The 25,176-nt window shown below is 74.2% G+C and carries 24 protein-coding genes and 1 pseudogene; 10 read left to right on the top strand and 15 right to left on the bottom strand.

Translation table 11 applies throughout. From position 1 onward, the window contains the following. Positions 1–18: 18 nt before the first annotated feature. Positions 19–390: an FKBP-type peptidyl-prolyl cis-trans isomerase gene (locus tag G9H72_RS18920; protein WP_166174064.1), complete on the bottom strand. Its 372-nt coding sequence runs from the start codon at positions 388–390 to the stop codon at positions 19–21. A 120-nt stretch (positions 391–510) separates the two neighbouring features. Here G9H72_RS18920 and G9H72_RS18925 point away from each other — a divergent pair, with 120 nt between their 5' ends. Further along, a complete protein-coding gene (locus tag G9H72_RS18925; protein WP_166174066.1) occupies positions 511–1,617 on the top strand; it encodes a DUF3866 family protein in 1,107 nt (368 codons plus the stop codon). A 4-nt stretch (positions 1,618–1,621) separates the two neighbouring features. Here G9H72_RS18925 and pafA read toward each other — a convergent pair whose 3' ends face one another. After that, positions 1,622–2,983: a Pup--protein ligase gene (gene pafA / locus G9H72_RS18930; RefSeq protein ID WP_166174103.1), complete on the bottom strand. Its 1,362-nt coding sequence runs from the start codon at positions 2,981–2,983 to the stop codon at positions 1,622–1,624. Positions 2,984–3,222: 239 nt separating this feature from the next. Between pafA and G9H72_RS18935 the strand changes: the two genes are divergently transcribed. Beyond that, the gene (locus G9H72_RS18935) at positions 3,223–5,112 is read left to right on the top strand and encodes a putative bifunctional diguanylate cyclase/phosphodiesterase (RefSeq protein WP_166174068.1); all 1,890 of its coding nucleotides are present in this window, start codon (positions 3,223–3,225) and stop codon (positions 5,110–5,112) included. 68 nt (positions 5,113–5,180) lie between these two features. Then, positions 5,181–5,606, top strand: a complete 426-nt coding sequence (locus tag G9H72_RS18940; RefSeq protein WP_166174105.1) for a hypothetical protein — start codon at positions 5,181–5,183, stop codon at positions 5,604–5,606. 42 nt (positions 5,607–5,648) lie between these two features. Here G9H72_RS18940 and G9H72_RS18945 read toward each other — a convergent pair whose 3' ends face one another. The 8 genes from G9H72_RS18945 to G9H72_RS18980 all read right to left on the bottom strand — a co-directional run bounded on the left by G9H72_RS18945 (position 5,649) and on the right by G9H72_RS18980 (position 12,522). Then, complete coding sequence (locus tag G9H72_RS18945) at positions 5,649–6,065, bottom strand: ChaB family protein (RefSeq protein ID WP_166174070.1); 417 nt, start codon at positions 6,063–6,065, stop codon at positions 5,649–5,651. A gap of 67 nt (positions 6,066–6,132) precedes the next feature. Then, positions 6,133–6,810, bottom strand: a complete 678-nt coding sequence (locus tag G9H72_RS18950) for an NAD(P)H-binding protein (RefSeq protein ID WP_166174072.1) — start codon at positions 6,808–6,810, stop codon at positions 6,133–6,135. Between the two features lie 28 nt (positions 6,811–6,838). Beyond that, positions 6,839–7,858: a sulfotransferase family protein gene (locus G9H72_RS18955; RefSeq protein WP_166174074.1), complete on the bottom strand. Its 1,020-nt coding sequence runs from the start codon at positions 7,856–7,858 to the stop codon at positions 6,839–6,841. Positions 7,859–7,933: 75 nt separating this feature from the next. Further along, positions 7,934–8,740 (bottom strand): proteasome subunit alpha, encoded by an 807-nt coding sequence (gene prcA / locus G9H72_RS18960; protein ID WP_166174076.1) that lies wholly within the window; start codon positions 8,738–8,740, stop codon positions 7,934–7,936. 72 nt (positions 8,741–8,812) lie between these two features. After that, complete coding sequence (gene prcB / locus G9H72_RS18965; RefSeq protein WP_166174078.1) at positions 8,813–9,664, bottom strand: proteasome subunit beta; 852 nt, start codon at positions 9,662–9,664, stop codon at positions 8,813–8,815. A gap of 5 nt (positions 9,665–9,669) precedes the next feature. Continuing rightward, positions 9,670–9,885: a ubiquitin-like protein Pup gene (locus G9H72_RS18970; RefSeq protein ID WP_166174080.1), complete on the bottom strand. Its 216-nt coding sequence runs from the start codon at positions 9,883–9,885 to the stop codon at positions 9,670–9,672. A 116-nt stretch (positions 9,886–10,001) separates the two neighbouring features. Then, on the bottom strand, positions 10,002–11,525 hold the full coding sequence (gene dop / locus G9H72_RS18975) for a depupylase/deamidase Dop (protein WP_166174082.1): 1,524 nt from the start codon (positions 11,523–11,525) through the stop codon (positions 10,002–10,004). 10 nt (positions 11,526–11,535) lie between these two features. Continuing rightward, on the bottom strand, positions 11,536–12,522 hold the full coding sequence (locus tag G9H72_RS18980) for a TerC family protein (protein WP_166174084.1): 987 nt from the start codon (positions 12,520–12,522) through the stop codon (positions 11,536–11,538). Between the two features lie 184 nt (positions 12,523–12,706). Here G9H72_RS18980 and G9H72_RS18985 point away from each other — a divergent pair, with 184 nt between their 5' ends. From G9H72_RS18985 to G9H72_RS18995, 3 genes are all read left to right on the top strand, one after another. After that, positions 12,707–13,864 carry a PucR family transcriptional regulator gene (locus G9H72_RS18985; RefSeq protein ID WP_166174086.1) on the top strand — a complete coding sequence of 386 codons (1,158 nt, stop codon included), beginning with the start codon at positions 12,707–12,709 and terminating at the stop codon, positions 13,862–13,864. Positions 13,865–13,925: 61 nt separating this feature from the next. Next, complete coding sequence (locus G9H72_RS23230) at positions 13,926–14,993, top strand: D-glucuronyl C5-epimerase family protein (RefSeq protein WP_166174089.1); 1,068 nt, start codon at positions 13,926–13,928, stop codon at positions 14,991–14,993. A gap of 154 nt (positions 14,994–15,147) precedes the next feature. Beyond that, on the top strand, positions 15,148–15,906 hold the full coding sequence (locus tag G9H72_RS18995; RefSeq protein ID WP_231127500.1) for a hypothetical protein: 759 nt from the start codon (positions 15,148–15,150) through the stop codon (positions 15,904–15,906). Positions 15,907–16,563: 657 nt separating this feature from the next. Here the strand turns inward: G9H72_RS18995 and G9H72_RS23505 are convergent. The 5 genes and pseudogenes from G9H72_RS23505 to G9H72_RS19020 all read right to left on the bottom strand — a co-directional run. After that, a pseudogene (locus G9H72_RS23505) lies at positions 16,564–16,863 on the bottom strand (alpha/beta fold hydrolase); the annotation flags it as partial. Between the two features lie 12 nt (positions 16,864–16,875). Beyond that, positions 16,876–17,721 (bottom strand): alpha/beta hydrolase family protein, encoded by an 846-nt coding sequence (locus G9H72_RS19005; protein WP_166174109.1) that lies wholly within the window; start codon positions 17,719–17,721, stop codon positions 16,876–16,878. Then, entirely contained in the window at positions 17,718–19,490 is a 1,773-nt protein-coding gene (gene arc / locus G9H72_RS19010; RefSeq protein ID WP_407939605.1) for a proteasome ATPase, read from the bottom strand. The genes G9H72_RS19005 and arc overlap by 4 nt, the downstream gene beginning before the upstream one ends. 125 nt (positions 19,491–19,615) lie before the next feature. Beyond that, positions 19,616–20,596, bottom strand: a complete 981-nt coding sequence (locus G9H72_RS19015) for a tRNA (adenine-N1)-methyltransferase (protein ID WP_166174093.1) — start codon at positions 20,594–20,596, stop codon at positions 19,616–19,618. Beyond that, the gene (locus tag G9H72_RS19020; protein ID WP_166174095.1) at positions 20,593–21,708 is read right to left on the bottom strand and encodes a site-2 protease family protein; all 1,116 of its coding nucleotides are present in this window, start codon (positions 21,706–21,708) and stop codon (positions 20,593–20,595) included. Before G9H72_RS19020 ends, G9H72_RS19015 begins: the two co-directional genes overlap by 4 nt. A gap of 73 nt (positions 21,709–21,781) precedes the next feature. On the opposite strand from G9H72_RS19020, the gene G9H72_RS19025 reads away from it, so the two are divergent. The 4 genes from G9H72_RS19025 to G9H72_RS19040 all read left to right on the top strand — a co-directional run. Then, on the top strand, positions 21,782–22,654 hold the full coding sequence (locus tag G9H72_RS19025) for a RecB family exonuclease (RefSeq protein ID WP_331272425.1): 873 nt from the start codon (positions 21,782–21,784) through the stop codon (positions 22,652–22,654). Between the two features lie 98 nt (positions 22,655–22,752). After that, positions 22,753–23,964 carry a sensor histidine kinase gene (locus G9H72_RS23235; protein ID WP_331272426.1) on the top strand — a complete coding sequence of 404 codons (1,212 nt, stop codon included), beginning with the start codon at positions 22,753–22,755 and terminating at the stop codon, positions 23,962–23,964. Continuing rightward, the gene (locus tag G9H72_RS19035; RefSeq protein ID WP_331272427.1) at positions 23,961–24,629 is read left to right on the top strand and encodes a response regulator transcription factor; all 669 of its coding nucleotides are present in this window, start codon (positions 23,961–23,963) and stop codon (positions 24,627–24,629) included. The genes G9H72_RS23235 and G9H72_RS19035 overlap by 4 nt, the downstream gene beginning before the upstream one ends. Before the next feature lie 161 nt (positions 24,630–24,790). Continuing rightward, positions 24,791–25,176: ABC transporter ATP-binding protein (locus G9H72_RS19040; RefSeq protein WP_166174097.1), on the top strand; the 386-nt coding region annotated here is incomplete at its 3' end.

Raw genomic sequence — 25,176 nt, forward strand, 5'->3', positions numbered from 1 at the left:
GGGGGTGACGTCCGTGCCTCAGCCCACCCGGAGCAGGTCCACCACGAAGATCAGCGTCTCGCCCGGCTTGATGACCGCGCCGGCGCCCCGGTTGCCGTAGCCCAGGTGCGGCGGGATCACCAGCCGGCGTCGCCCGCCGACCTTCATGCCGGCGACGCCGCGGTCCCATCCGGCGATGACACGGCCCTTGCCCAGCGGGAAGGTGAACGCCTCGCCGCGGTTCCACGACGCGTCGAACTCCTCGCCGGAGGAGAAGGCGACGCCGACGTAGTGGACGGTGACGTCCTGGCCCGGCTGGGCCTCGTCGCCATCGCCGACCGTGATGTCCTCGATGACGAGGTCCGCCGGTGGCTCGCCGCCGGGGAAGTCGACCTCGGGCTTCTCGCTCACGTACGCCTCCTCGTCATGCCCGCCCAGGGTCGGGCGGGACGGCGCCGGGCGCAGCTGCGGCCGGCTCCGGCGAGATTACTGGCTGCGCCCGCCGGCCCCCGACTGCATAGGGTGCCGACCGTGATCCGGTGGCGCGCGGGTGAGGTGGTGTCCCGCGGCCGCGCGTGGCCGGGGGCGGTCGAGCTGCAGGTGGCGCTCGAGGGCGGCGCCGGCACGGTGCGCGCCCTGGCGTACCCGCAGCTCGTCGGGGACCCCCTGCCGGGGGACCGGGTGCTGCTCAACGTCTCCGCCCTGGAGCTGGGGCTGGGCACCGGCGGCTACGCCCTCGTGGTCGCGCTGCCCGACCGGCTGCCGGTCGACCCCCCGCCCGGCCCCGGGCACCTGGTCAAGGCGCGCTACTCCCCCACGCAGGCGGTGGTCCTCGGGGTGGACGAGCAGGACAGCCCCCACCACGCGCTGCTCGCCGACGCGGACGACCTCGGGGGGATGCCCGTCGTCGTGGCCGACCTGCACTCGGCGCTGCCGGCCGTGCTCGCCGGGCTGCGGGCCGGAGGCGCGGCGCCGGCGGTGGCGTACGTCATGACCGACGGCGGGGCGCTGCCGCTGTGGTTCTCACGCGCCGTCGCGGCGCTGCGCGCGGCGGGCTGGCTGGGTGCCTCGGTCACCGTCGGGCAGGCCTACGGCGGCGACGTGGAGGCGGTCACCCTGCACACCGGCCTGCTCGCGGCCCGCCACGTCCTCGGCGCCGAGGTGGCCGTGGTCGCGCAGGGGCCGGGGAACCTCGGGACGGGAACCCGCTGGGGCTTCTCCGGAGTGGCCGCCGGCGAGGCGGTGAACGCCGTCGCGGTACTCGGCGGCCGCCCGGTGGCCGCGCTACGCGTCTCGGGCGCGGACCCGCGCGAGCGCCACCGCGGGGTGTCCCACCACAGCCTGACGGCGTACGGCCGGGTGGCCCTCGCCCCTGCGGACGTCGTGGTGCCCCGACTGGGCGACGTGCTGGCCGACACGCGGCCCGGCGGGCTCGCCGACCGGGTCCTCGCCGACGCCACGGCCCTCGGGGCACGGCACCGGCTCGTCGAGGTCCCCTGCACCGGGCTGCCGGAGGCCCTCGCGGCCTCCCCCGCCCCGCTGTCGTCCATGGGGCGCGGATACGCGGCGGACCCGGCCGCGTTCCTCTCCCCGGCCGCCGCCGGACGGCACGCGGCCGCGCTGCTGCTCGGCCCCTGACCGGTCACATGCTGGCGATGAGCTTGTCCACCCGCTCGTCGACGCTGCGGAACGGGTCCTTGCACAGGACCGTTCGCTGCGCCTGGTCGTTCAGCTTGAGGTGCACCCAGTCCACGGTGAAGTCCCGGCGGCGCTCCTGGGCGCGCTTGATGAACTCCCCGCGCAGCCGCGCCCGGGTGGTCTGCGGCGGCCGGGACTTCGCCTCGAAGACGTCCAGGTCGCGGGTGACCCGCTCCACCAGCCCCTTGGCGTCCAGCAGGTAGTAGAGGCCCCGGCCGCGGCGGATGTCGTGGTACGCCAGGTCAAGGTGCGCGACGCGCGGGCTGGAGAGCCCCAGGCCGTGCTTGGCCCGGTAGCGCTCGATGAGCTTGAGCTTGATCACCCAGTCGATCTCGCGTCCCACGAGGTCGAGGTCCTCGGTGCGCACGGCCTCGAGCGTGCGCTCCCACAGGTCGAGCACCCGCTTGACGACCGGGTCGTCCAGCCCCCGCCGCGCGGCGAAGTCACGGGCACGGGTGAAGTACTCTTCCTGGATCTCCAGGGCGCTGGCCTCGCGGCCGTTGGCCAGCCGGACCTTGCGCCGGCCGGTCAGGTCGTGGCTGACCTCGCGGATCGCGCGGATCGGGTTCTCCAGCGTGAGGTCGCGCATGACGACGCCGGCCTCGATCATCCGCAGCACCAGGTCGGTGGCGCCGACCTTGAGCATCGTCGTGGTCTCGCTCATGTTGGCGTCGCCGACGATGACGTGCAGCCGGCGGAAGCGCTCGGCGTCCGCGTGCGGCTCGTCGCGGGTGTTGATGATCGGGCGGCTGCGGGTGGTGGCCGACGAGACGCCCTCCCAGATGTGCTCGGCCCGCTGGCTCACGCAGTAGACCGCGCCGCGCGGGGTCTGCAGCACCTTGCCCGCGCCGCAGACGATCTGCCGCGTGACGAGGAACGGGATGAGCACGTCGGCCAGCCGGCTGAACTCGCCGTGCCGCCCGACGAGGTAGTTCTCGTGGCAGCCGTAGGAGTTTCCGGCCGAGTCGGTGTTGTTCTTGAACAGGTAGACGTCACCGGCGATGCCCTCCTCGCGGAGCCGCCGCTCGGCGTCGACCAGCAGCCCCTCGAGCACGCGCTCGCCGGCCTTGTCGTGGGTGACGAGGTCGTCGATGGAGTCGCACTCGGGAGTGGCGTACTCCGGGTGGCTGCCCACGTCGAGGTAGAGCCGGGCGCCGTTGGCGAGGAAGACGTTGCTGCTGCGGCCCCACGAGACGACCCGCCGGAACAGGTAGCGGGCCACCTCGTCCGGGGAGAGGCGCCGTTGCCCGCGGAAGGTGCACGTGACGCCGTACTCGTTCTCGATGCCGAAGATCCGCCGGTCGATGTCGGTCTCCATCGTCGCAGGTCAGGCCGGGCGCCCGGGGCGCCGTGCGAGGGCGCTGCGCGTCCTGCTGCGGTACCCGCCGCCAGCGTACCCGCGGGCGCCTCGCGCCGACGGCGCTCGCGGTCACGACATCCGCACACCCGCCGATCCGGCTCAGCTCCGGCGCCGAATTGACGAATGGCAGGCCGGACGACTCCGCCCGGGCGACGCCGGCGGCCTCACGGGGAAGGGCTCTGGCAGTGCACGGGACACGGGTGATCGGCGGCAGGAGGCGGGCCCGGCTGCGCGCGCTGCTGGCGGCCACCGACGTGCCGGCCATCGCCGGGCCGGAGGCCTTCGCGCTCCTGACCGGGGCGCTGATGGCGGCCGGGGGCATCATCTCCCTTGCCGCGCTCGCCTTCCCCCAGGCGCCGGAGGTCCACGTCGGCGCGCTCCGCGCGATGGCGGTCGCCGTCATCGTGCTCGGGGTCGCGAACGCGACGGTCCTGCCGCGCCGGGCGGGCTGGGTGCATCACGCCATCGGGCTCGGGGCCACGGCGTACATCACCGCGGCCGTGCTGCTCGCCGGTGGCGGCGTGGCCTCGGTCGCGTACGCGTCGCTGTTCGGCTTCATCGCGGTGGACGTGTTCCTCATCTTCGCGTGGCGCGCAGCTGCGGCACACCTCGCGGTCGTCCTTCTGGCGTGCGTCTGCGCCTTCGCCGTCCTGCCGGGGGCCAGCGTGGCCCAGGCCATCGTGCTGGACGGGATGTTCCTCGCGGTATCGGTCATGACGGCCTGCCTCAGCCGGGCCGCGGCGGGGGCGGGTGTCGACAGCCTCACCGGCCTGCTGAACCGTCGGGGGTTCGACCGCCGGCTTGCCGCCGCCATGGCCGACGCCGAACGCTCGTCGGCGCCGCTGACCCTCGCCCTGCTCGACCTCGACCGCTTCAAGTCCGTGAACGACACCGACGGCCACGCCTCGGGGGACCGGCTGCTGCGGGTCACCGCGCAGGCCTGGCGCGAGCGGCTCCGCCCGGGACAGGTGCTCGCCCGCTTCGGCGGGGACGAGTTCGCGGTCCTGCTGCCCGGCTGCCCGCCCGAGGGGGCCGAGGCGCTCGTCGCGGGCCTGCGGGCAGCGTTGCCGGCCGGCCGGACCTGCTCGGCGGGGCTCGCCGAGTGGGAGCCGGGAGACTCGGCGTCGATGCTCGTCAACCGCGCGGATGTCGCCCTGTACGCCGCCAAGCGCGCCGGGCGCAACCGCGCCCACCGGCACGCGGGCGAGGACGGCCGGGGGCGTGAGCTGCTCCGCGCGATGGCGGCCGGGGAGATCGTGGTGCACTACCAGCCGCTCATCGACCTGCAACGGGCCCTGCACCTGGGGCTGCGGAGCGCACCGCTCGCGGGGAGCGTCGTCGACCCCGGCACCGTGACCGGGGCGGAGGCGCTCGTCCGCTGGCAGCACCCGACCCGAGGGCTCGTCCCGCCGCTGCACTTCATCCCGTACGCCGAGGAGCGCTCGCTCATCACCGACCTCGGCCTCCACGTCCTGCACAGCGCCTGCGTGGCCGCAGCCGGCTGGGCCCCCGGCCCGGACGGCCCGCGGCCGGTCGCGGTCAACGTGTCGGCACGCGAGCTGGCCGACCCGGGCTACGCCGACCGCGTCGCCCAGGTGCTCGGAGAGACCGGGCTGCCGGCGTCGTCGCTCGTCGTCGAGGTCACCGAGAGCAGCACCGAGTCCGACGACCCGCAGCTGACCCGCTCCCTGCACGCGCTGCGCGAGCTGGGGGCACGGGTGGCCATCGACGACTTCGGGACGGGCTACTCCTCCCTCAGCCGGCTGAGCCGGCTGCCGGTGGACGTCCTGAAGGTCGACCGCTCGTTCGTCCGGGCGCTGGGCACGGGCGACAGGTCCGAGACGATCGTGTCCGCGATCACCGGGCTGGGCCGGGCGCTGGGGCTCCTCGTCGTGGCCGAGGGCATCGAGACGGCCGAGCAGGCCGAGGCGCTGGGCCGGCTGGGCTGCGAGCGGGCGCAGGGCTTCCTGTGGAGCCGCCCGCTCCCGCCCGACGAGTTCGCCGGCCGGCTGGGTGGCGCAGCGCCCGTGAGCCGTGCTGCGCCGGTGGGAGGCATGGCGTCGATCGCGGGGTAGGAAGCGGCCCGAACCGCCGTCCCGCGAAAGGAAGCACCGTGACCGACGCGCTGCCCCGCTCCGAGCGCATGCTCGACGACCACCGCCGCCCCGAGGGCGTCGACGACGCCACGGTGGAGGCGGTCGGCCGGCTGACCGAGGCACTGGAGACCGTCGAGCGGGCCCGCGGGCGCCTGTTCGACTTCCACCAGCTGACCGGCGAGGCGGACATCAAGGCCGGTGACGCGGTCGAGCTGCTGCGCAAGGCAGGCCACGTCGAGCTGGCCGAGCGGGTCGACACCGAGCTCGTCGGCCGCAACGTGATCTCCGGCCGCTGGACCTTCCAGATCGTGGAGGACTACGACGACGGCTACTGGTCGACCGCCCGGCGGCTGGAGCGCGAGGTGCGGGAGGCCCTGCTCGGTGGCCAGCGGCACATCTACGAGGCGGAGATGAAGGAGGACCGGCGCACGCACGGGCTGCCCGGCCACGAGGCGCGGCCCGTCGAGGGCTGAGCGCCGGTCGACCGGCCGGGGTCGCGGCACGGGCGCGCCGGGCTAGTCTCCCCGCTCCCGTGCCTGGCGCGTCTCCCGGTCGTTCGCCTTGCCGATGGCCTCGACCAGCTCGTCCTTGGTCATCGTCGACCGGCCGGAGATCTCGAGCCGCCTGGCCACGTCCATCAGGTGGCGCTTCGAGGCGTTGGCGTCGACGCCACCGGCGGTCCCGCGGCTCTCGCGCGAGCCCTGCTGCACCGAGCGCGCGGCCTGGTCGTCGCTCGGGCCCTTGGACTCCTTCTCCTCCCAGTGGTCGCCCACCTTCTCGAAGGAATGCTTGAGCGAGGCGAAGGCGGTGCGATGGGCGCGCTCGCCCTCGCCGTAGGTCTCCACGGCGGAGTCGTGCGTCTTGAGCCAGGTGTCCTGCGCCTTCCTCGACGACCGCTCCAGGGTCGAGGGCAGCTCTTCACGTGCGGGCATGGCGGCCTCCGTCTCGTCGCAGCGGAGCCTTCCCGCTGGCGACCGGGCTACCCGCGCAGGGCGGCCGTCAGAGGACGACGCGGCGGACGGCCTCCTCGACCGGAAGCTCCCCGCTCACCAGCTCCAGGACCGCTCGCGCGGTGGCGCGGTCGTCCAGCAGGGCGGCGAGAACGGCGGCGACGTCGTCGCGGGGGACGTCGCCGCGAGGCACCGAGGGCTCGAGGCGGACGTGCCCGGAGCCGGCGTCGTCGGTCAAGCGTCCCGGGCGCAGGATCGTCCAGTCCAGGTCCCGCCGGCGCAGGTCCTCCTCGGCGGCGAGCTTGGCCCGCAGGTACGCCACGAAGGCCTCGTCGACCCCGTCCGGCGTCGCCCCGTCCCGCACCGCCTCCACCCCGACCGACGAGACCAGCAGGTAGCGGCGGACGCCCGCTTGCTCGGCGGCGTCGGCGAGGAGCACCGCGGCGCCCCGGTCGACGGTGTCCTTGCGTGCGGTCCCGCTGCCCGGCCCGGCCCCGGCGGCGAAGACGGCCGCATCGGCCCCCGCCAGCACCTCGGCGACCTCGTGCGCCCGGGCCTGCTCCAGGTCGAGCACGACCGGCTCGACGCCGGCGGCGCGCAGGTCATCGGCGTGGGCGGCGTTGCGGACCAGCCCGACCACGGAGTCGCCGCCCTGCGCCAGCAGCCGGCCCAGCCGCAGGGCGACCTGGCCGTGCCCACCGGCGATGACGAAGCGTCGCGATGCCATGGCACCACTCTCCCACCAGCTGCGCGGGTCAGAGCCGGCGGAGCCGGGAGCGCAGGACGACGGGGAGCCGACGGGCGGTGTAGGCCGGGTCGGTGCGCGCCATGCGCAGGAAGTGGCTGACCGCGCCGGCATAGGTACGCGGGGCGGCGGCGCGGGCCGCGGCAGGCGTGCGCGCGTGGTCGCCGCCCCGCCCGATCGCGGGCAGCCCGCGGCCGGTCAGGTCGGCCCCGCGCAGCAGCGGGCCGGGTAGCGCGGCGGCACCGGACTCCTCGTAGCGCAGCAGCGTGCGCAGCGCCGCCGTGGACTCGAGCAGCTCGGACAGCTGGGCGGGGGTGAGCTCGCCGCGCCAGCGGTCGTTGCGCCCGGTGCTGATCGGGTCCCATGCCCGCGTGCCGCCCTCGACGACGCGGGGCGCGCCCTGCCTGCGCTGGACCTCGTGGTGGGCGAGCAGGCGCGGCGACCAGGTCTCGTGGAGGAAGCCCAGCAGCGCGCGCAGCGTCGGCTCGGGGGCGGCGACGAGGTCCTCGTACCGCAGCACCGTGACCGCTGCCGGCTCGCCGCGCTTGACCGCACGCAGCAGCCGGGCGTTCTGCGTGAGCCACCCGTGCAGCGCGGCGTCGAAGCCGATGCCCCGGCGCAGCTGCGAGGCCACCACGGCGCCGGGGTGCCGCACGATCCCGATGACGGCGGCGTCGGGGAAGACCTCGGCCAGCAGGGCGATGCTGTTGATGTGGAACGGGGTCTTGTCGCCCCACCGCGGCTTCCCCTGCCGCGCGGCGAAGCCGGAGAAGAGATCGTCGTAGAAGGCCCGCAGGCGCTCGTTCATCTCCTCGTCGGAGAGCCCGAGCCGTCGGTACCACCCGTCCCCGTCGTGCTGGTCGGGAATGCACTTGGCCGCCGCCACAGCGCGCAGGAAGCCGGACTCGTCGGCGATCGCGAGACGTTCGTGGGAGTCCAGGACGAGCCGGAGCAGGGTGGTCCCCGACCGCATCGTCCCGACCAGGAAGATCGGCCCTGCGCCGGCCGTCGCCGGGCTCGGCTGCGCCATGGGCAACCCCTTCCGCACCGGGCCGGAAGCAGCCGTCTACCCGTGGGACGTCCGACTATCCCCGAAGGGACAGGGCTACTCCCCCGCCGCCGGCCCCGGCGGCTCGTGCGCGCCGCCGGCGAGCTTCGTCGGCCCGGGCGTCTCGCGCAGGGAAGGGTCGTCCGCGGCGACGGTCACGTCGCTCACCTCGCCGTTCAGCAGCGCCGCGAGCGCCGCGCCGACGACCCGGCGGAACTTGCGGCGGGGCCGGTTGCGGTCGAGCACGGCGACCTCGAGCTGGGCCGGCGGCAGCTCGCGGGACTGCCCGCCGGCGGGGTCGCGAGCGAGCATCTCGACGGCCAGGCGGAGGGCGTCGCGCAGCGGCAGGCCCGGCGTGTAGCGCGACTGCAGCGTCGAGGTGATCGAGTCGGCCTGGCCGCCCATCACGACGTAGCCTTGCTCGTCGGCGACCGAGCCGTCATAGGTCAGCCGGTACAGCTGGTCCTCCTCGGCGGTGTCCCCCACCTCGGCGACCGCCAGCTCGACCTCGTACGGCTTGGAGGTCTCGGTGAAGATCGTGCCCAGTGTCTGGGCGTACACGTTGGCCAGCCCGCGGCCGGTCACGTCGCGCCGGTCGTAGGCGTAGCCGCGGAAGTCGGCGATGCGCACGCCGGCGATCCGGAGGTTCTCGAACTCGTTGTACTTGCCGACCGCGGCGAAGGCGATGCGGTCGTAGATCTCACTGATCTTGTGCAGGGCGCGGGAGGGGTTCTCCGCGACGAACAGGATGCCGTCGGCGTACGCGAGCACGAGGACGCTGCGGCCGCGGGCGATGCCCTTGCGGGCGTAGTCCGCCTTGTCCTTCATGACCTGCTCGGGAGATACGTAGAACGGCGTGCTCACCGGGCTCCTCGTCCTCGAAATGTCGCGTGCGTCAGGGGTGCAGTGGGATTCGCGAGACGCGGATCAGCTGTGTCAGGTCAGCGGGGCCTGCGGCCCTCCGGGCCGCTCCATCCGGGCCGAGACGACGCGGTCGACGACCTCACCGACCTCGTCGTCGGACAGCCTGCGGTAGCCCTCGGCCGTGACCAGGGCCACCACCGGGAAGATCCGGCGGGTGACGTCCGGCCCGCCGGTGGCGGTGTCGTCGTCGGCCGCGTCGTAGAGCGCCTGGACCGTGCAGGTCACGGCCTCGTCGGCGGAGAGCGCGTCGCGGAACAGCTTCTTCAGCGACCCGCGCGCGAACAGCGAGCCCGAGCCCACCGAGTGGTAACGGTGCTCCTCGTAGCGCCCGCCGGTGACGTCGTAGCTGAAGATGCGCCCCAGGCCCGACTCGAGGTCGTAGCCGGCGAGCATCGGCACCACGGCCAGGCCCTGCATGGCGAGCGCGAGGTTGCCGCGGATCATCGTCGCGAGCCGGTTGGCCTTGCCGTCCAGCGAGAGCGTGGTGCCCTCGAGCTTCTCGTAGTGCTCGAGCTCGACCTGGAAGAGCCGGACCATCTCGACGGCCAGGCCGGCTGCGCCCGCGATGCCCACCGCGGAGTACTCGTCGGCGTGGAAGACCTTCTCGATGTCGCGCTGGGCGATGAGGTTGCCCATCGTCGCGCGCCGGTCGCCCGCCATGACCACGCCGTCGGCGAAGGTCACCGCCACGATCGTGGTGCCGTGCGGCGCCTCGGAGGAGACGGGCACCGCCGGCGGCGTCCGCCGGCCGGGCAGCAGCTCCGGCGCGTACGACCCGAGGAAGTCCGTGAAGGAGGAGCTGCCGGGCGTGAGGAAGGCAGCAGGGAGCCGGCCGGCGCCGGCCGTGGTGATCGGGTCGGCCATCGGGGCTACTGCCCGCCCTTCTGCACGAACCCGCGGACGAAGTCCTCGGCGTTGGACTCCACGACCTCGTCGATCTCGTCGAGGATCGCGTCGATGTCGTCGTCGAGCTTGGCCTTGCGCTCGGCGACCGACGCCGTTGCCTCAGCCGTCTCCTCGACCTGCTCGTCGTCGTCGCTGCGCCGGGCCTCCCGGCGCTGACCACCCGTGTCCCGCGTGCTCATGGACCCTCCCGAGTTGCGTCCCTGCCCGAATCCTAGGCAGGTCGTCCGCCGGTGCCTGCCCGAAGACACGGGCGTTCACCCGCAGAGGAACCGACGCGTTCGCGCGGCGCCGCGGCTCAGCCGCCGGTGAGGGCCTCGACGAGCTCCTCCGCGGTGTCGCAGCGGTCGAGCAGCCCGCCGACGTGCGCCCGGGTCCCCCGCAGCGGCTCCAGGGTCGGCACCCGCTGCAGCGAGTCGCGGCCGGGCAGGTCGAACACCACCGAGTCCCACGAGGCGGCGGCGACCGACTCGGAGTACTTGGCGATGCAGCGCCCGCGGAAGTACGCCCGGGTGTCGGAGGGCGGCTCGGCCACCGCCCGCTCGACCTCGGCCTCGTCGAGCAGGCGCTCGAACCGGCCCTTGGCCACCAGGACGTTGTAGAGGCCGCGCTCGGGGCGGACGTCGGCGTACTGCAGGTCGACCGCCTCCAGCCGGGGGGACTCCCACGCCAGCCCGTCCCGGGAGCGGTAGCCCTCGAGCAGCGTCAGCTTGGCGACCCAGTCGAGCTCGCGCGACAGCGACATCGGGTCCGCCTCGAGCCGGGTGAGCGCGGACTCCCAGCGCTCGAGCACCTCGCGCGTGTCGTCGTCCACGTCGGAGCCGAAACGGTCCTCGACGAACTTGCGGGCCTGCTCCGCGTACTCCATCTGCAGCTGCACGGCGGTCAGCCGGCGCCCGGACCTCAGGGTGACCAGGTGGCGCAGGGAGGGGTCGTGGGAGACCTCGTGCAGCTCGGTGACCGGCCGCGCGACCGCGAGGTCGGACCCCTCCAGATAGCCCGCCTCGATCATGGCGAGCACCACCGACGTCGTGCCGACCTTGAGGAAGGTCGAGATCTCCGAGAGGTTGGCGTCACCGATGATCACGTGCAGCCGGCGGTACTTCTCCGCCACGGCGTGCGGCTCGTCCCGGGTGTTGATGATCGGGCGCTTGAGGGTGGTCTCCAGGCCGACCTCGACCTCGAAGTAGTCCGCCCGCTGGCTCACCTGGAACCCGCTGCCCCGCCCGTCCTGGCCGATCCCCACGCGGCCGGCACCGCAGACGACCTGGCGGGAGACGAAGAACGGGGTCAGGTGGCGGACGATGTCCGCGAACGGCGTCGATCGCGGCATCAGGTAGTTCTCGTGGGCGCCGTAGGACGCGCCCTTGTTGTCGGTGTTGTTCTTGTAGAGCGTGACGGGCTGCGTGCCCGGCACGGTCGCCGCGAGCCGGGCGGCGGCCGCCACGACGCGCTCTCCGGCCTTGTCCCACAGCACCGCGTCGCGCGGGCCGGTGACCTCGGGGCCGGAGTACTCGGGATGGGCGTGGTCGACGTAGAACCGGGCGCCGTTCGGCAGGATGAGGTTCGCCAGCCCGGAGTCCTCGTCGGTCAGCTGGGAGGCGTCGGCGGCCTCCCGGGAGAGGTCGAACCCGCGCGCGTCGCGCAGCGGGCTCTCCTCCTCGAAGTCCCAACGCGCACGCCGCGCCCTCGCTCCTGCGGCGAGGTACGCGGCGTACGCGTTGACGATCTGGGACGACGTGAGCGTGGCGTTGGCGGTCGGATGACCCGGCACGCTGATGCCGTACTCGGTCTCGGTCCCCATGACGCGGCGGGCGGTCATGGGACCGAGACTAGGCGCCCGTGTGCTCCTTCGACGGGTCGAGCTCCTTCTCGGCCGCCAGGGTGGCCGGGTCCTTGGCCTCGTCCTCCGGCAGCGGGCGCTTGATGCTGGCCACCACGGCGGTGGCGAGGACGACGGCGATGACGCTCAGCGAGAGCCAGATCGGCATGTGCCAGATGTCGGTGATGAGCATCTTGACGCCGATGAAGCCGAGGATGACCGCCAGGCCCATGCCCAGGTAGTGGAACTTGCCCATCATCCCGGAGAGCAGGAAGTAGAGGGCACGCAGACCGAGGATGGCGAAGGCGTTCGAGGTGTAGACGATGAACGTCTCGTCACTGATCGCCAGGACCGCGGGGATCGAGTCGACCGCGAAGACGAGGTCTGCCGCCTCGACCGCTACCAGCACCGCGAGCAGCGGGGTGGCCATCCGGATGCCGTTCCTGCGGGTCCAGAACTTCTGGCCGTCGTACTCGTCGCTGACCGGCGTCAGCTTGCGCAGCATCCGGACGGCGAAGCTCTTGCCCGGGTCGGCGTCGGGCTCGCCGCCGTCGCGCGCCATCTTGATCGCGGTGTAGATGAGGAAGGCGCCGAAGACGTAGAGCAGCCAGTGGAAGGTGTCGAGCAGCTGGACGCCGACGCCCAGCAGGACCGCGCGCATGACGAGAGCGCCGATGACGCCGTAGAACAACACGCGGTGCTGGTACTGCGCCGGCACCTTGAAGTAGGCGAAGATCAGCGCGAAGACGAACAGGTTGTCGACCGACAGGCTCTTCTCGAGCAGGTACGCGGCGGTGTACTCACCGGCGGCGGTCGCGCCGAAGGACGCCCAGACGACGAGCGCGAAGCCGAGCCCGATCGACACCCAGAGGATGCTCCAGCGCGCGGCCTCCTTGAACTCGATGACGTGCGCCTTGCGGTGTGCGAGCAGGTCGATGGCGAGCATCGCCAGGACGAAGAGCCCGAAAGCTGCCCACGCCCAGGTGGGGACGTCCACTCGATCCTCCAGATAGTTCGGGAACGGCGTCTGCATCCATATTCGCCAGCGCGGACCGCGCAGCCACGGGCGTGATCACGACGAGGTGGTGGAGTTTCGCTGCGCTGATCGCGCAGCCGACGGATAGACTGCGTGGAGTGCGCAGCCGACCGGCGCCACGCCTGCGCGATTCGGGAGGGGCGCCATGAGCGAGGACGGCACGACCGCCGCCGAGCTGGCCGCCGCCCTGGCCGCGGCGGGCGACGACGCGTCCCTCCGGGTCGGGCTGTTGGGCGACTTCCTGCCGCTGCTGGTCACGGCCGCCCGCGAGGCGCGGCGGCCCACGCCGCAGGAGATCGAGCCGTTCCGCGGGCTCGGGGCACGCGCTGCCGAGGAGGGCGCGCCGCTGCGCGACCTGGTCGACCTCTACCTGTCCGCCGCCTGGCGGGTGTGGCCGCTGCTGCCGCCGTTGCAGGCCGCGGTCTCCACGGGCAACGCCGCCGCGGTGCAGGGCGTCGCCCTCGGCGTGCTGCGCGCATCCGACGACGTGGTCCAGGCCGTGGCGCTCGGCTACGACGAGGCGCGGCGTCAGGCCGCGCGTCGTGAGGAGGCGCTGCGCCGCGAGCTCGTCGACGACCTGCTCGGAGGCAGCGGGGACGCCACCGTGCTGGCCGAGCGCATCGAGGTGCTCGGGCTGCGGCTCGTGACCCCGCACCGCGTCCTGGCCGTGCGCGGCGACGCCCCGCTCGTGGACGGGGGCCGCGTCGCCCGGCTGGCCGAGACGGCCCTGCGGCTGCGGCCGGGGGCCGGGGACGTGCTCGTCACCAGCAAGGACGGGCTGCTGGCCTGCGTCGTGCCGGCCGTCGAGGACGGCTCGTCCGCCCGGGTGCTGCTCGAGCGGCTGCGCGCCGGCGAGCCAGGGACGCCGTGGCAGATCGTCGCCACCCGGGCGCGGCCGGGAGTGACCGGCGTACGCGACGGCTGGCAGGAGGCACTGGAGACGCTCGACGTGGCGGGCCGGCTCGGCCTCGAGCCCGGGCTCGTCCACGCGGACGACCTGCTCGCCCACCGCGCCCTGCTCCGTGATCGCGAGGCCCTGTCCGACCTCGTGGAGCACGTGCTGGCCCCGCTGCGCGCCGCGCGGGGCGGGGCCGGCCCGCTCGTCGAGACGCTCCTCGCGCTCTCGGACGCCGGCGGCAACCAGGCCGAGGCGGCCCGCTCGCTGCACCTGTCGAACCGGGCACTGCTCTATCGGCTCGAGCGCATCGAGGCGCTCACCGCGTACTCGCTGGACGACCCGGTGCAGCGGTACGCCCTGCAGACCGCGGCGGTCGGCGCGCGGCTGCTCGGCTGGGCCGGATGACTCCGCGGCCACGGCGAACGGGCCGGCGCAACCTTCCCGGCCGCCCGGACGTCCATCAGGTGTGACCCCGCTTCCCGACGGCGCCGGCTCGGTGACCGACCCGCAGGAGGGCCCTGCCCTCCGCACCACCCGACGGCGGTGGCTGGCGCTGGCGGGGGCGTCGGCGCTCACGCTGACGGGCGTCCCGCTGGCCGTCGCTGTCCGGCGCGCCGCCGACGCGGCTGCCGCGCCGGGCGGGCCGGGACCGGTGGCGGACGCTCCCCCGCCGGCGCTGCCGCTGGCCTTCCGCACGTCAGGGCTGGGCTCGGTCCCGGGCGCCCCGGAGGGCCCGGTCATCGGGCCGGCCGCGTGGGAGGACCCGAAGCCGCACGACGAGCACGGCGTGCGGCTGGTCCGCGTCCACGGCGAGCTGCGCGAGCACCCGACCGCCCAGGCCAGCTGGGGGCAGGCGAACCTCGCGGCGCACTCCCGGACGGGTGACGTGCGGTTCCTGCACCGGGCATCGGCGCAGGCGGAGCGCATCCTGACCCGGGCGCGCCCGTCGGGAGATGCCCTCTTCTTCCCCTTCGACTACGACTTCCCGCTCCACGCCGGCAAGGTCGACGAGACCATGCACGCGCCGTGGTTCAGCGCGATGGCGCAGGGCATGGCGCTCGGGCTCTTCGTCCGGCTGCACCGCGCCACCCAGGACGCGCGCTGGCGGGAGGCGGCCGACGCGACGTTCGCGAGCTTCGTGCTGCCGCCGTCGGACTCCCGCCCGTGGGTCGTGCACGTGCACGAGGGCGACCTGTGGCTCGCGGAGTACCCGCTGCCCGGCGGCACGAGCGACCTCACCTTCAACGGCCACAACTTCGCCGCGTTCGGTATCGACTCCTACGCCCGGCTCACCGGCAGCGCGGAGGCCAAGCGCCTCCTCGACGGCGCCTTGACGACCACGCTGTCGGTCGCCCCCCGCCTCGAGCGGACAGGCAAGCCGTCGAGCTACGGGCTGCTCTATCCCGAGATCGGCACGGACAAGTACCACGGCGTCAACGCCGGTCAGCTGGACCTGATCGGCTCCATCACCGGCGACCTGCGCTTCGCCTCCCACGCCTGGCGGCTGCGCGAGAGCTACTCGGCCGCGCTCTGACCGACCGCGGCCCGGACAGCGAGCAGCCGCCGGGTGCCGCGGGGCTCGACGGCCCCGTGCGAGGACCGGGGCTGCGCTGCGAGGGGCGCAGGCGAGGGTCCGGCGCGCCGGTGAACGCATCGGTGGCAGTCCTCCGGCACGAGAGGATCGGGGCATGACCATGGAGGGGCTGCAGTCCGTGCCCGACGTGGGCGTCGCGGCCTGGATCGCGCCGCGGCTCGGCGGGCCGGTGGGAAGCGTCGGCTTCGTCGTGCCACGGGGGTACCCGGCGTACGCCCGCGTCCTGCACCCGGTGCAGGCGGGCCAGGGCGTCGGGGTGACGACCTGGGCACGGGTGTGCGCCGCCACCGGGCGCGTACCGCACGCCCTCATGCAGTGGCTGCGGATCACCCGTCCCGTCCGAGGAGCCGGGCTGCCGACGGCGGGCGACGGGCGCTGGAGCGAGGTCGACGTCGAGCCCGGCAACCTCGAGCAGGGGTCGCTGCGAGCGCTGCTGGACGTGCTCGCCGCCTCCACCCGCGGCCAGGACTGCCTGCACGCCCTGTGGGACGGCTACGGCTGGGCAGCCATGATCGGCCGCTCGACGGCTCCGGCCCCGGTGCTCGACGAGGCCCTGGCGGCCCCACGGGTCACCCTGCCGGGACGGGACTACCTGCTCTTCGGGGGCCGGTTGCACGCGGCGCTGCACATCGGCGACCAGGTCACCGACGGCTGGGTCCTGCCGCAGTCGCCCAACCTGCTCTGGCCCGCAGACCGGTCCTGGTGCCTGGCCACGGAGGTCGACTTCGACTCCACGCTCGTCGGGGGGCAGCCCGGCCTGGTGGCGGCGGTGCTGGCCCATCCGGGCCTGGAGGCGTGGCCGGTGACCGAGGACGACGACCTCTCCGCCCTCGGGGACCGGGTCAACTCCTGAGGCGCACAGCGCGGCCGCGCCCCTCCAGCTGCTCCAGCACCAGTCGCGCGACCTCGCCGGGCGCCTCCCGGTGCGGCAAGTGGCCGACCGTCGAGGACCACCCGCCGGTAGCCGACGAAGTGCTCCTCCAACCGGACCGAGGACTCCGGCGGGTCGCATGCGTCCGCCGCGCCCTGGACCATCGACGTCGGGGCCGTGAGGCGCCCGACCGCGCCGACCCGCCGGCGCAGCCCGTCGTAGCGGAGGTCGCGTGGCTCGTCCGCCAGGAACCGGGTCCGGTAGGCGTTGAGCGTCACGTCCCCCCAGTCCGGGCCCTCGAAGGCACTCGACGTGGCGTCGAACTCCGCCTCGTCCCACCAGCCCGGCGGGCTCCACGTGAGCCACTGCTCGCGGGCGGAGCCGACCCGGTCGGCGCGGACGCCGCCACACCGGCGTCCACGTACAACAGCCACTGGTACCAGAACGGCCGCGCCAGCTCGAACGGCGGCATCGAACCGGCCTCCCGGCTGGTACGCCAGGGCCAGCGCGACGACCGCGCTCACCCCGCCGGGAGCGACGGCTGCCAGCTGGTACGCCGCACGAGCGCCCCCGTCGTGTCCCCACGACCGCGAACCGGTCCACGCCGAGCCCGTCGACGAGGTCGAGCGCGTCCTGCACGGGGGCGGCCGCGGTACCGTCGCGCACGGTCGTCGCGGACCTGAAGCGGGTGCCGCCGACGCCGCGCAGCCCGGGGACCAGGGCGCGGTAGCCGGCGGCCGTGAGCTCTCGCACCAGCGGGCCCCAGCCGCGCGCCGCGTCGGGCCAGCCGTGCAGCAGCAGGACGACGGGGGCCCGCGGGCGGCCCGAGTCGGCGTACGACACGGACAGGAGATCTGTCGCGAGGACGGGCACGCGGTCACGCTGCCAGCGCGCCGAGCGAACAACCGCTCGGCAGGGCGTGGCGCGTCCGGTAGTCACGGCGCCGGGCCGTCAGCCCTCCGCCAACCCCCGGACGGCCGACAGCACCGCGTCCCACGCCGGCGACTCCGGGTCGACGAGCCCGAAGTGCTCGACGCCAGGCAGCACGGTCAGTCGCGCGTCACCCGCATCGGCGCCCACCGCCCGCGCGTACGCCCGGGAGAGCCCCACCGGGACCTGGACGTCCTCGGCGCCGTGGATCAGCACGACCGGCACCGCGGGCGGGGTGAGGCTCGAGGGGTCGGCCGCCGCATAGCGCTCCGGCTCCTCGACCGGCTCCCCGCCGAGCAGCGCCTGCGTCGCGCCGTCGCCGAGCTGAAGGGCCGCCGCGAGCCGGAGGTCGAGCACCCCGCCGAGGGCGACCACTCCACGGATCGGCGGCGGGCTGTCGGTGAACCAGGGCGAGCCGGCCGGCAAGCCCGCCCGGGAGGCGTACCACGTGGCGAGGTGCCCGCCCGCGGAGTGGCCGACGAGCACGGTGCGGCGGACGTCGACCACGCCCCCGAGCTCCGCCGCGACGAGCGCTGGGAGCGCGTCCACGGCCCGGGCTATGTCGTCGAAGGTCCCCGGCCAGCCACCGCCCCGCTGCCCGACGCGGCGGTACTCCGGGGTGGCGACGGCGAAGCCGTGAGCGGCGAGGGCCTCGGCGAGCGGGCCGGTGCCGGCGGACACGCGGTCGTACTCCGCCCGCCAGAAGCCGCCGTGCAGCAGGATCACGAGGGGCGCGCCGCCGGGCGCCGTCGCGCCGCGGGGCGCCCGCAGATCGACGACGCCGTCCTCGCCCGGGGCGTACCGCAGGACGGTGTCCGGCGGCAGCGCGGCCCGGGTGAGGACGGCGCGCGGGTCGGTCGGGCTCAGAGGTACTGACCCGTGTTCGCGACGGTGTCGATCGAGCGCCCGGCCTCCGTGCCCTGCTTGCCCTGGACGAGCGTGCGGATGTAGACGATCCGCTCGCCCTTCTTCCCGGAGATCCGGGCCCAGTCGTCGGGGTTGGTGGTGTTGGGCAGGTCCTCGTTCTCCTTGAACTCGTCCACGCATGCGGCGAGCAGGTGCTGGACCCGCAGGCCGCGCTGGCCGAGGTCGAGCAGGTCCTTGATCGCCATCTTCTTCGCGCGGTCGACGATGTTCTGCAGCATGGCCCCGGAGTTGAAGTCCTTGAAGTACAGGACCTCCTTGTCACCGTTGGCGTAGGTGACCTCCAGGAACCGGTTCTCCTCCACCTCGGAGTACATCCGCTCCACGACGCGCTGGATCATCCCCTGCACCGTCGCCTCGCGGTTGCCGCCGTGCTCGGCCAGGTCGTCGGCGTGGAGCGGCAGGTCGGCGGTGATGTACTTGGAGAAGATGTCGCGCGCGGACTCCGCGTCCGGCCGCTCGATCTTGATCTTCACGTCCAGCCGGCCCGGCCGCAGGATCGCCGGGTCGATCATGTCCTCGCGGTTCGAGGCCCCGATGACGATGACGTTCTCGAGCCCCTCGACACCGTCGATCTCGCTGAGCATCTGCGGGACGATGGTGTTCTCCACGTCGCTGCTGACACCCGAACCACGAGTCCGGAACAGGGAGTCCATCTCGTCGAAGAAGACGATGACGGGCACGCCCTCGCTCGCCTTCTCGCGGGCGCGCTGGAAGACGAGACGGATGTGCCGCTCGGTCTCGCCGACGTACTTGTTGAGCAGCTCCGGGCCCTTGATGTTCAGGAAGAAGCTCTTGCCCTGCGGGCGCCCCGTGACCTCGGCGACCTTCTTGGCCAGCGAGTTGGCGACCGCCTTGGCGATGAGCGTCTTGCCGCACCCGGGCGGGCCGTAGAGCAGGATCCCCTTCGGCGGGCGGAGCTTGTGCTCGGCGAAGAGGTCCGCGTGCAGGTAGGGCAGCTCGACCGCGTCGCGGATCTGCTCGATCTGGCTGCGCAGGCCGCCGATCGAGGAGTACTCGATGTCCGGGACCTCCTCGAGGACGAGCTCCTCGACCTCGGACTTGGGGACCCGCTCGTACGCGTAGGCGGAGCGAGGCTCCACGAGCAGGGAGTCGCCCGCCCGCAGGGCGATGTCGCGCAGCGGCTCGGCGAGCCGGACCACGCGCTCCTCGTCGGTGTGGCCGACGACGAGCGCCCGCTCGCCGTCACCGAGCAGCTCCTTGAGCATCACGATCTCGCCGACGCGCTCGAAGCCGAGAGCGCTCACGACGTTCATCGCCTCGTTGAGCAGGACCTCCTGCCCACGCTGCAGCGTGGACGCGTCGATCGCCGGGCTCACCGCCACCCGCAGCTTGCGGCCGCCGGTGAACACGTCGACGGTGCCGTCCTCCTGCAGGGACAGGAAGACGCCGAAGCCGGCCGGCGGCTGCGCGAGCCGGTCGACCTCCTCCTTGAGCGCCAGGATCTGCTCGCGCGCGTCGCGCAACGTGGAGACCAGCCGCTCGTTCTGACCGCTGAGCGCCGCCAGGCTCGCCTGCGCCTCGGCCAGCCGCTCCTCGAGAGCGGAGCCGTGCCGGGGCGAGTCCGCCAGCCTGCGTCGCAACATGACGACCTCCTCCTCGAGCGCGTGCAGACGCGCCCGTGCGTCGTCAGAGCCCGCACCAGCGCTGAATTCTCGGGGCTCACGCCCACCGCCGAGAGGGTTCGACACGCAAATCACCTCCAAGGCCGCCGGGACTCGGTTCGATCGACCCTACCCTCGCAGGAGGCACCCCGCCTGCGCCGAGCCGTGTCCGAGTCGTAACGGTGCCGAGGCGGTTCCTTCCCCCGTACGGGTCAGGCCAACTCGTCGCCGACGGCGCTCCCGTCCAGGGGCACCTCGGCGGGCACCTCGGCAGGCACCTCGGCAGGCACCTCGGCAGGCACCGGGTACGCCCCCTTCGACGGCCGCCGCCGGCGCACCGGAGGGGTGACGCCGTCGGCGAGCCGGCGGGTCGTGAGCAGGAAGCCGGTGTGCCCGACCATGCGGTGGTTGGGGCGGACCGCCAGCCCCTCGAGGTGCCAGCCGCGGACGAGCGACTCCCACCCCGAGGGCTCGGTGAAGGTGCCCTGCTCGCGGACGGCCTCGGCCAACCGGGACAGCTGCGTGGTGGTGGCGACGTAGCAGCAGAGGACGCCGCCGGGGATGAGCGCCTCGGACACGGCCTCCAGGCACTCCCACGGCGCGAGCATGTCCAGCACGACGCGGTCGACGGGCTCGCCGCCGAGCAGGTCCTGCTGCGCCTGCTCGATCTGCTGGACGAGGTCGCCGACGACGAGCCGCCAGGCCGGGTGCGGCCCGCCGAGGAAGGACTCGACGTTGGCCCGGGCCACGTCGGCGAAGTCCGGGCGGCGCTCGAAGGACACCAGCCGGCCGGACGGGCCGACGGCGCGCAGCAGCGACAGGGACAGCGCTCCCGAGCCGGCGCCGGCCTCGAGCACGCGGGCCCCGGGGAAGATGTCGGCCATCTGGACGATCTGGCCGGCGTCCTTCGGGTAGACGACGGTCGCGCCGCGCGGCATCGACAGCACGAAGTCGCTGAGCAGCGGCCGGAGCACCAGGTAGTCGATGCCCCCGGTGTTGCGGATCACCCACCCCTCCGGCTTCCCGAACAGGTCGTCGTGGGCGAAGGAGCCGCGATGGGTGTGGAACTCCTTGCCCGGCGTCAGCGTGATCGTGTGGTGCCGGCCCTTGGGGTCGGTCAGCTGCACGCGGTCTCCCGGGCGGAAGGGCCCGCGGCGGTTCTCGTCGGCCGTCGGGCCGGGGGTCGGGGTCATGCCGGCCTTCCCAGGGCACGGCTCACGTCACGGGCGGCCAGCACGCCGCTGACCTTCCCGTCCGGCGTGAGCACCAGGTATTCGGGTGCAGGGGCGTTGTGCAGGGCCGACAGGAGGTCCTCCCCGGTCAGATCGGAACGGATCTCGGCACCGGCCTCCAGCCGGTGCGAGGCGTCGGCGACCGCGGTCCACGGCCGCCGGGCATCGGGTACGCGGGACAGCCGCTCCTCGGCGGCCAGCGCGAGCGGGCGGCCGTCCGGGGCCACGACGACGACCGCGCGGGCACCGGCCTCCGCGGCCCGGCGCAGCGCCTCGGACAGCGGGGTGGCCGGCGGTACGGACACGGCGGGCTGCGCCAGGCGCGCGGCGCTCAGCCCCGGGATGCGCTCGGACACCCGTGCGGCCTCGAGCGCCGCCGAGGCCGCGAGCCACAGCGGCAGGCCGAGGGCCAGCCCGAGCAGCACCGACAGCGGCCCGACCGGGCCGTCGACGGCGGCGTCCACGGCGACCGGCGCGGCGAGGGCGAGCCCGGCCACCGCACGCCCGCCCCAGGCGCTCGCCCGTGCACCCGCCGAGCGGCGCCCGGTCGCCCTCCACACCGCCGCGGTGAGGACGCGCCCGCCGTCGAGCGGCAGGCCGGGCAGCAGGTTGACCAGGGCGATGAGCAGGTTGGCCGCCGCCACGTGCTGCACCAGGACGCGCAGGACGGTGCCGTCGGGCGCGGCGCGCCCGGCCACGAGCCCGATGCCGGCCAGCAGCAGGGAGAGCGCCGGGCCGGCCGCTGCGACCGCCGCCTCGCGGCGCGGGTCGGGCAGCGCCACCCCGAGGTGCGACCCGCCCCCGAACAGGCTCAGCTCCACCCGGCGCACGGGGAGCCCGAAGGCCCGGGCCACTAGCACGTGGCCCAGCTCGTGCAGCAGCACCGAGGCGTACAGGAGGAGGGTGAACGCGGCGGAGGCGGCGTACGCCCAGGGCCCGAGGCCCGGCACCGCGTCGGCGAGCAACGGCCCGAAGGCCCAGGTGATCACGAGGGCGACGAGCAGCCACGACGGCCGGACGACGACGGGCACCCCGAACACGCGGGCGAGCACGATCCCGCCCGGCGACTCCACCCCCGCATCGTAGGGGGCGGACGGTCGGGGCCGTTCGTCGTCGGTGCCCTGGCCTACCGTTCGAGGGGTGGCCGTGACCTCGACCCTCATCCCGCCGGCTACCGCTCAGGAGCGGCCCGGACGGGCACGGCTGCGCGGGTCGCTGTCCCCCTCGCGGGCCGCCGACTTCCTCACCTGCCCCCTGCTCTACCGCTTGCGGGCGATCGACCGGGTGCCCGAGCCGGTGAGCGCAGCGGCGGCCCGCGGCACGGTGGTGCACGCGGTCCTGGAGCGGCTGTTCGACCTGCCCGCCGCCGAGCGGACCCCCGATTCGGCCGCGGCGCTGCTCCCCCTGGCGTGGGACGGGCTGCGCGCCCGGGAGCCCGAGCTCGACGCCCTGTTCGACAGCGCGCAGGAGCTGGAGCGATGGCTCGCGTCCGCCCGGGCGCTGCTGCAGCGCTACTTCGGGCTGGAGGACCCGCAGCGGCTCGAGCCTGCCGAGCGTGAGCTCCTCGTCGAGACGACCCTGGACAGCGGCCTGGTGCTCCGTGGCTACCTGGACCGGCTGGACGTCGCCCCCTCCGGCGCGATGCGGGTCGTGGACTACAAGACCGGCCGCGCCCCCGGGCCTGGGTTCGAGGCGCCGGCCCTGTTCCAGCTGCGCTTCTACGCCCTGGTGCTGTGGCGCCTGCGCGGCGAGGTGCCCCGTCGGCTGCAGTTGATGTACCTCGGCAGCGGTGAGGTCCTGCGCCACGAGCCCGACGACGCGGACCTGCGCGCCACCGAGCGCAAGGTGCTCGCGCTCTGGGACGCGATCAGGCTGGCGACTCAGACGGGGGACTTCCGGCCGAGCCCGAGCCGCCGCTGCGGCTTCTGCGCCCATCAGGCCTTGTGCCCGGCGCGGGGCGGCACCCCGCCGCCCTTCCCAGGCCTTGCGGGGGAGGCGACGGCCACGCCGGCGCCGTGACCGTTCCGCGCTCACCGGACGGGCCCTCCCTGAGGAGGAGGCCGCGCTCGACCGCCCGCACGACGCCCATTCGTTGCGTCGGCATCTACCGTGAGCTGGTGGGAGAGACGTGGGCGCGTGCCCGGGCATGGGCGGGCCGGCACCCGGAGGTGCCGGACGGCGCGGTGGCGGTGTGCCTGGCCGTCCTCGCCCTGATGGTGCTGCGCGCCGAGCCGGCGACCGACGGCCTCGTCGAGCCGTTGCGCGAGCCGGACGCCCTCGTGGTCGTCCTGACGCTGGCCTACACGCTGCCGCTGGCGTTCCGTCGGCGCCATCCGCTGCTCCTGCTACCACTGGTGGTGCCGGCCGCCCTCGCCTCGATGCTGGACTACCCGCCGAGCACTGCCTTGCTGTCCGGGCTGCTCCTCGTCTACACGGCGGCGCTGCAGTGCCCGCGGCGCCAGTCGTTCGGCGCCTTCGCCGTGGTGGTCGCCGCCTACCTCGTCGCCACCGCGTTCGACCCCTACGACGACCGGGCTGCGAGCACGATCGCCGGTGGAGGGATGTTCTTCGGCGCCTGGGCTTTCGGGCGCGCCATCCGCTACCGGCGGGCCTACACGGCCGAGCTCGAGGCCCGGGCGCTGCGCCTCGAGGCCGAGCGCGAGGCAGACGTCCGCACGACGCTGTCGGAGGAGCGCGCCCGCATCGCGCGGGAGATGCACGACGTGGTGGCGCACTCGATCTCGGTGATGACGGTCCAGGCCTCGGCCGCCCGCCGCATGGCCGACCGTGACATCGTGCGGAGCAAGGAGGCGATGGCCGCGGTCGAGGAGACCGGCCGGGCCGCGCTCATGGAGATGCGGAGGATCCTCGGCGTGCTGCGCGATGCCGAACGCCCCGGCGACTCGCTGGCTCCCCAGCCGGGCACCTGCGACCTGCCCGACCTCGTCGGCAAGGTGCGCGAGGCCGGCCTGGGCGTGGACCTCGAGGTCGAGGGCGGCGCGCGCCCGCTGCCCGCGGGCGTCGAGCTGACCGTCTACCGGATCGTGCAGGAGGCGCTGACGAACACGCTCAAGCACGCCGGGCCGGCGCGCGCGCGGGTGCGTCTCTGCTACGGCCCGGCCGCCGTCCAGGTCGAGGTCCGCGACTCCGGCCGCGGCGCGTCGGTCTTCCCTGCCGCCGGCCCGGATGGGGCACCGCGCCCGGGCCACGGGCTGGTCGGCATGCGCGAGCGGGTCGCGCTCTACGGCGGCTCGCTGTCGGCCGGCCCCGGCTCCGGTGGCGGCTACGTGGTCAACGCCTGCATCCCGCTCGAGCAGGTGAGCGCGTGACCCGGCTCCTGCTCGTCGACGACCAGCCGCTGCTGCGCACCGGCTTCCGCATGATCCTCGAGGCCGAGGACGGGCTCGAGGTCGTCGGGGAGGCCGGGGACGGCGTGGAGGCGGTGGAGCGGGCGCGGGCCTGCTCCCCCGACGTCGTGCTCATGGACATCCGGATGCCGCGGATGGACGGCGTCGAGGCGACGCGGCGCATCGTCGGCGACCCGGCCCTCTCCGCGCGCGTCCTCGTCCTGACCACGTTCGACCTCGACGAGTACGTCGTCGAGGCGCTGCGCGCGGGGGCCAGCGGCTTCCTGCTCAAGGACGCCCCTGCCGACGACCTCATCGCGGCCATCCGGGTGGTCGCCGCAGGCGAGGCCATCGTCGCCCCGCGGGTCACCCGACGCCTGCTCGACCGTTTCGCCGACCGGCTGCCCTCGGCGTCGGAGGCGGTGCTGCCGGAGGCGCTCGGCACGCTCACCGAGCGGGAGGTGGAGGTGCTCCGCCTCGTCGCCCGCGGCATGTCCAACGCCGAGATCGCGGCCGAGCTGTACGTCTCGGAGACCACCGTCAAGACGCACGTGGGCCACCTCCTCACGAAGCTCAGCCTGCGAGACAGGGTTCAGGCATGCGTGTTCGCCTATGAGAGCGGCCTGGTGCGGCCCGGCAGCGCCTGACCGGACCGTCCCTCGGGAACACCCCCTAGGGGCGGTCCACCTGCAGGGCCCGTCGGCTACGCCCCGGGTATGACCCGGAGTCGGTCCGCCAGGACGACGCGCCGGGCACCGGGCTCTCCGTAGCTTCTTGATCGTCACACAGGACGATTCAGGGAGGGCTCATGACCGCAGTTCTCGACGCGACCGCCGTGGCGGCGCGGACGGTTGGTCTGTCGAAGGTGTACGGCGCGGGCGACACCCGTGTGGCCGCGCTCGACGGGGTGTCCGTGGAGTTCCTCCGCGGCCAGTTCACGGCGATCATGGGGCCGTCGGGGTCGGGCAAGTCCACGCTCATGCACTGCGCCGCCGGCCTGGACACGGCGTCCGGCGGCTCGGTGCAGGTGGCCGGCGTGGAGCTGACGGGGCTCAACGACAAGGCGCTGACGAGGCTGAGACGGGACAAGATCGGCTTCATCTTCCAGTCGTTCAACCTGCTGCCGACCCTGACGGCGCTGGAGAACATCACACTGCCGATGGACATCGCCGGCCGCAAGCCGGACAAGGCCTG

Source organism: Motilibacter aurantiacus (genome assembly GCF_011250645.1).
Taxonomy (GTDB): Bacteria; Actinomycetota; Actinomycetes; order Motilibacterales; family Motilibacteraceae; genus Motilibacter_A; species Motilibacter_A aurantiacus.

What these genes read in the sequence shown, in the direction of transcription:
- G9H72_RS18985 (WP_166174086.1), top strand. Translation starts at nt 12,707, where the DNA reads ATGAGCGAGGACGGCACGACCGCCGCCGAGCTGGCCGCCGCCCTGGCC.
- G9H72_RS18945 (WP_166174070.1), bottom strand. Translation starts at nt 6,065, where the DNA reads ATGCCCGCACGTGAAGAGCTGCCCTCGACCCTGGAGCGGTCGTCGAGG.
- G9H72_RS18950 (WP_166174072.1), bottom strand. Translation starts at nt 6,810, where the DNA reads ATGGCATCGCGACGCTTCGTCATCGCCGGTGGGCACGGCCAGGTCGCC.
- G9H72_RS18940 (WP_166174105.1), top strand. Translation starts at nt 5,181, where the DNA reads ATGCTCGACGACCACCGCCGCCCCGAGGGCGTCGACGACGCCACGGTG.
- G9H72_RS18955 (WP_166174074.1), bottom strand. Translation starts at nt 7,858, where the DNA reads ATGGCGCAGCCGAGCCCGGCGACGGCCGGCGCAGGGCCGATCTTCCTG.
- G9H72_RS19015 (WP_166174093.1), bottom strand. Translation starts at nt 20,596, where the DNA reads ATGACCCCGACCCCCGGCCCGACGGCCGACGAGAACCGCCGCGGGCCC.
- dop (WP_166174082.1), bottom strand. Translation starts at nt 11,525, where the DNA reads ATGACCGCCCGCCGCGTCATGGGGACCGAGACCGAGTACGGCATCAGC.
- prcB (WP_166174078.1), bottom strand. Translation starts at nt 9,664, where the DNA reads ATGGCCGACCCGATCACCACGGCCGGCGCCGGCCGGCTCCCTGCTGCC.
- G9H72_RS18995 (WP_231127500.1), top strand. Translation starts at nt 15,148, where the DNA reads ATGACCATGGAGGGGCTGCAGTCCGTGCCCGACGTGGGCGTCGCGGCC.
- G9H72_RS18970 (WP_166174080.1), bottom strand. Translation starts at nt 9,885, where the DNA reads ATGAGCACGCGGGACACGGGTGGTCAGCGCCGGGAGGCCCGGCGCAGC.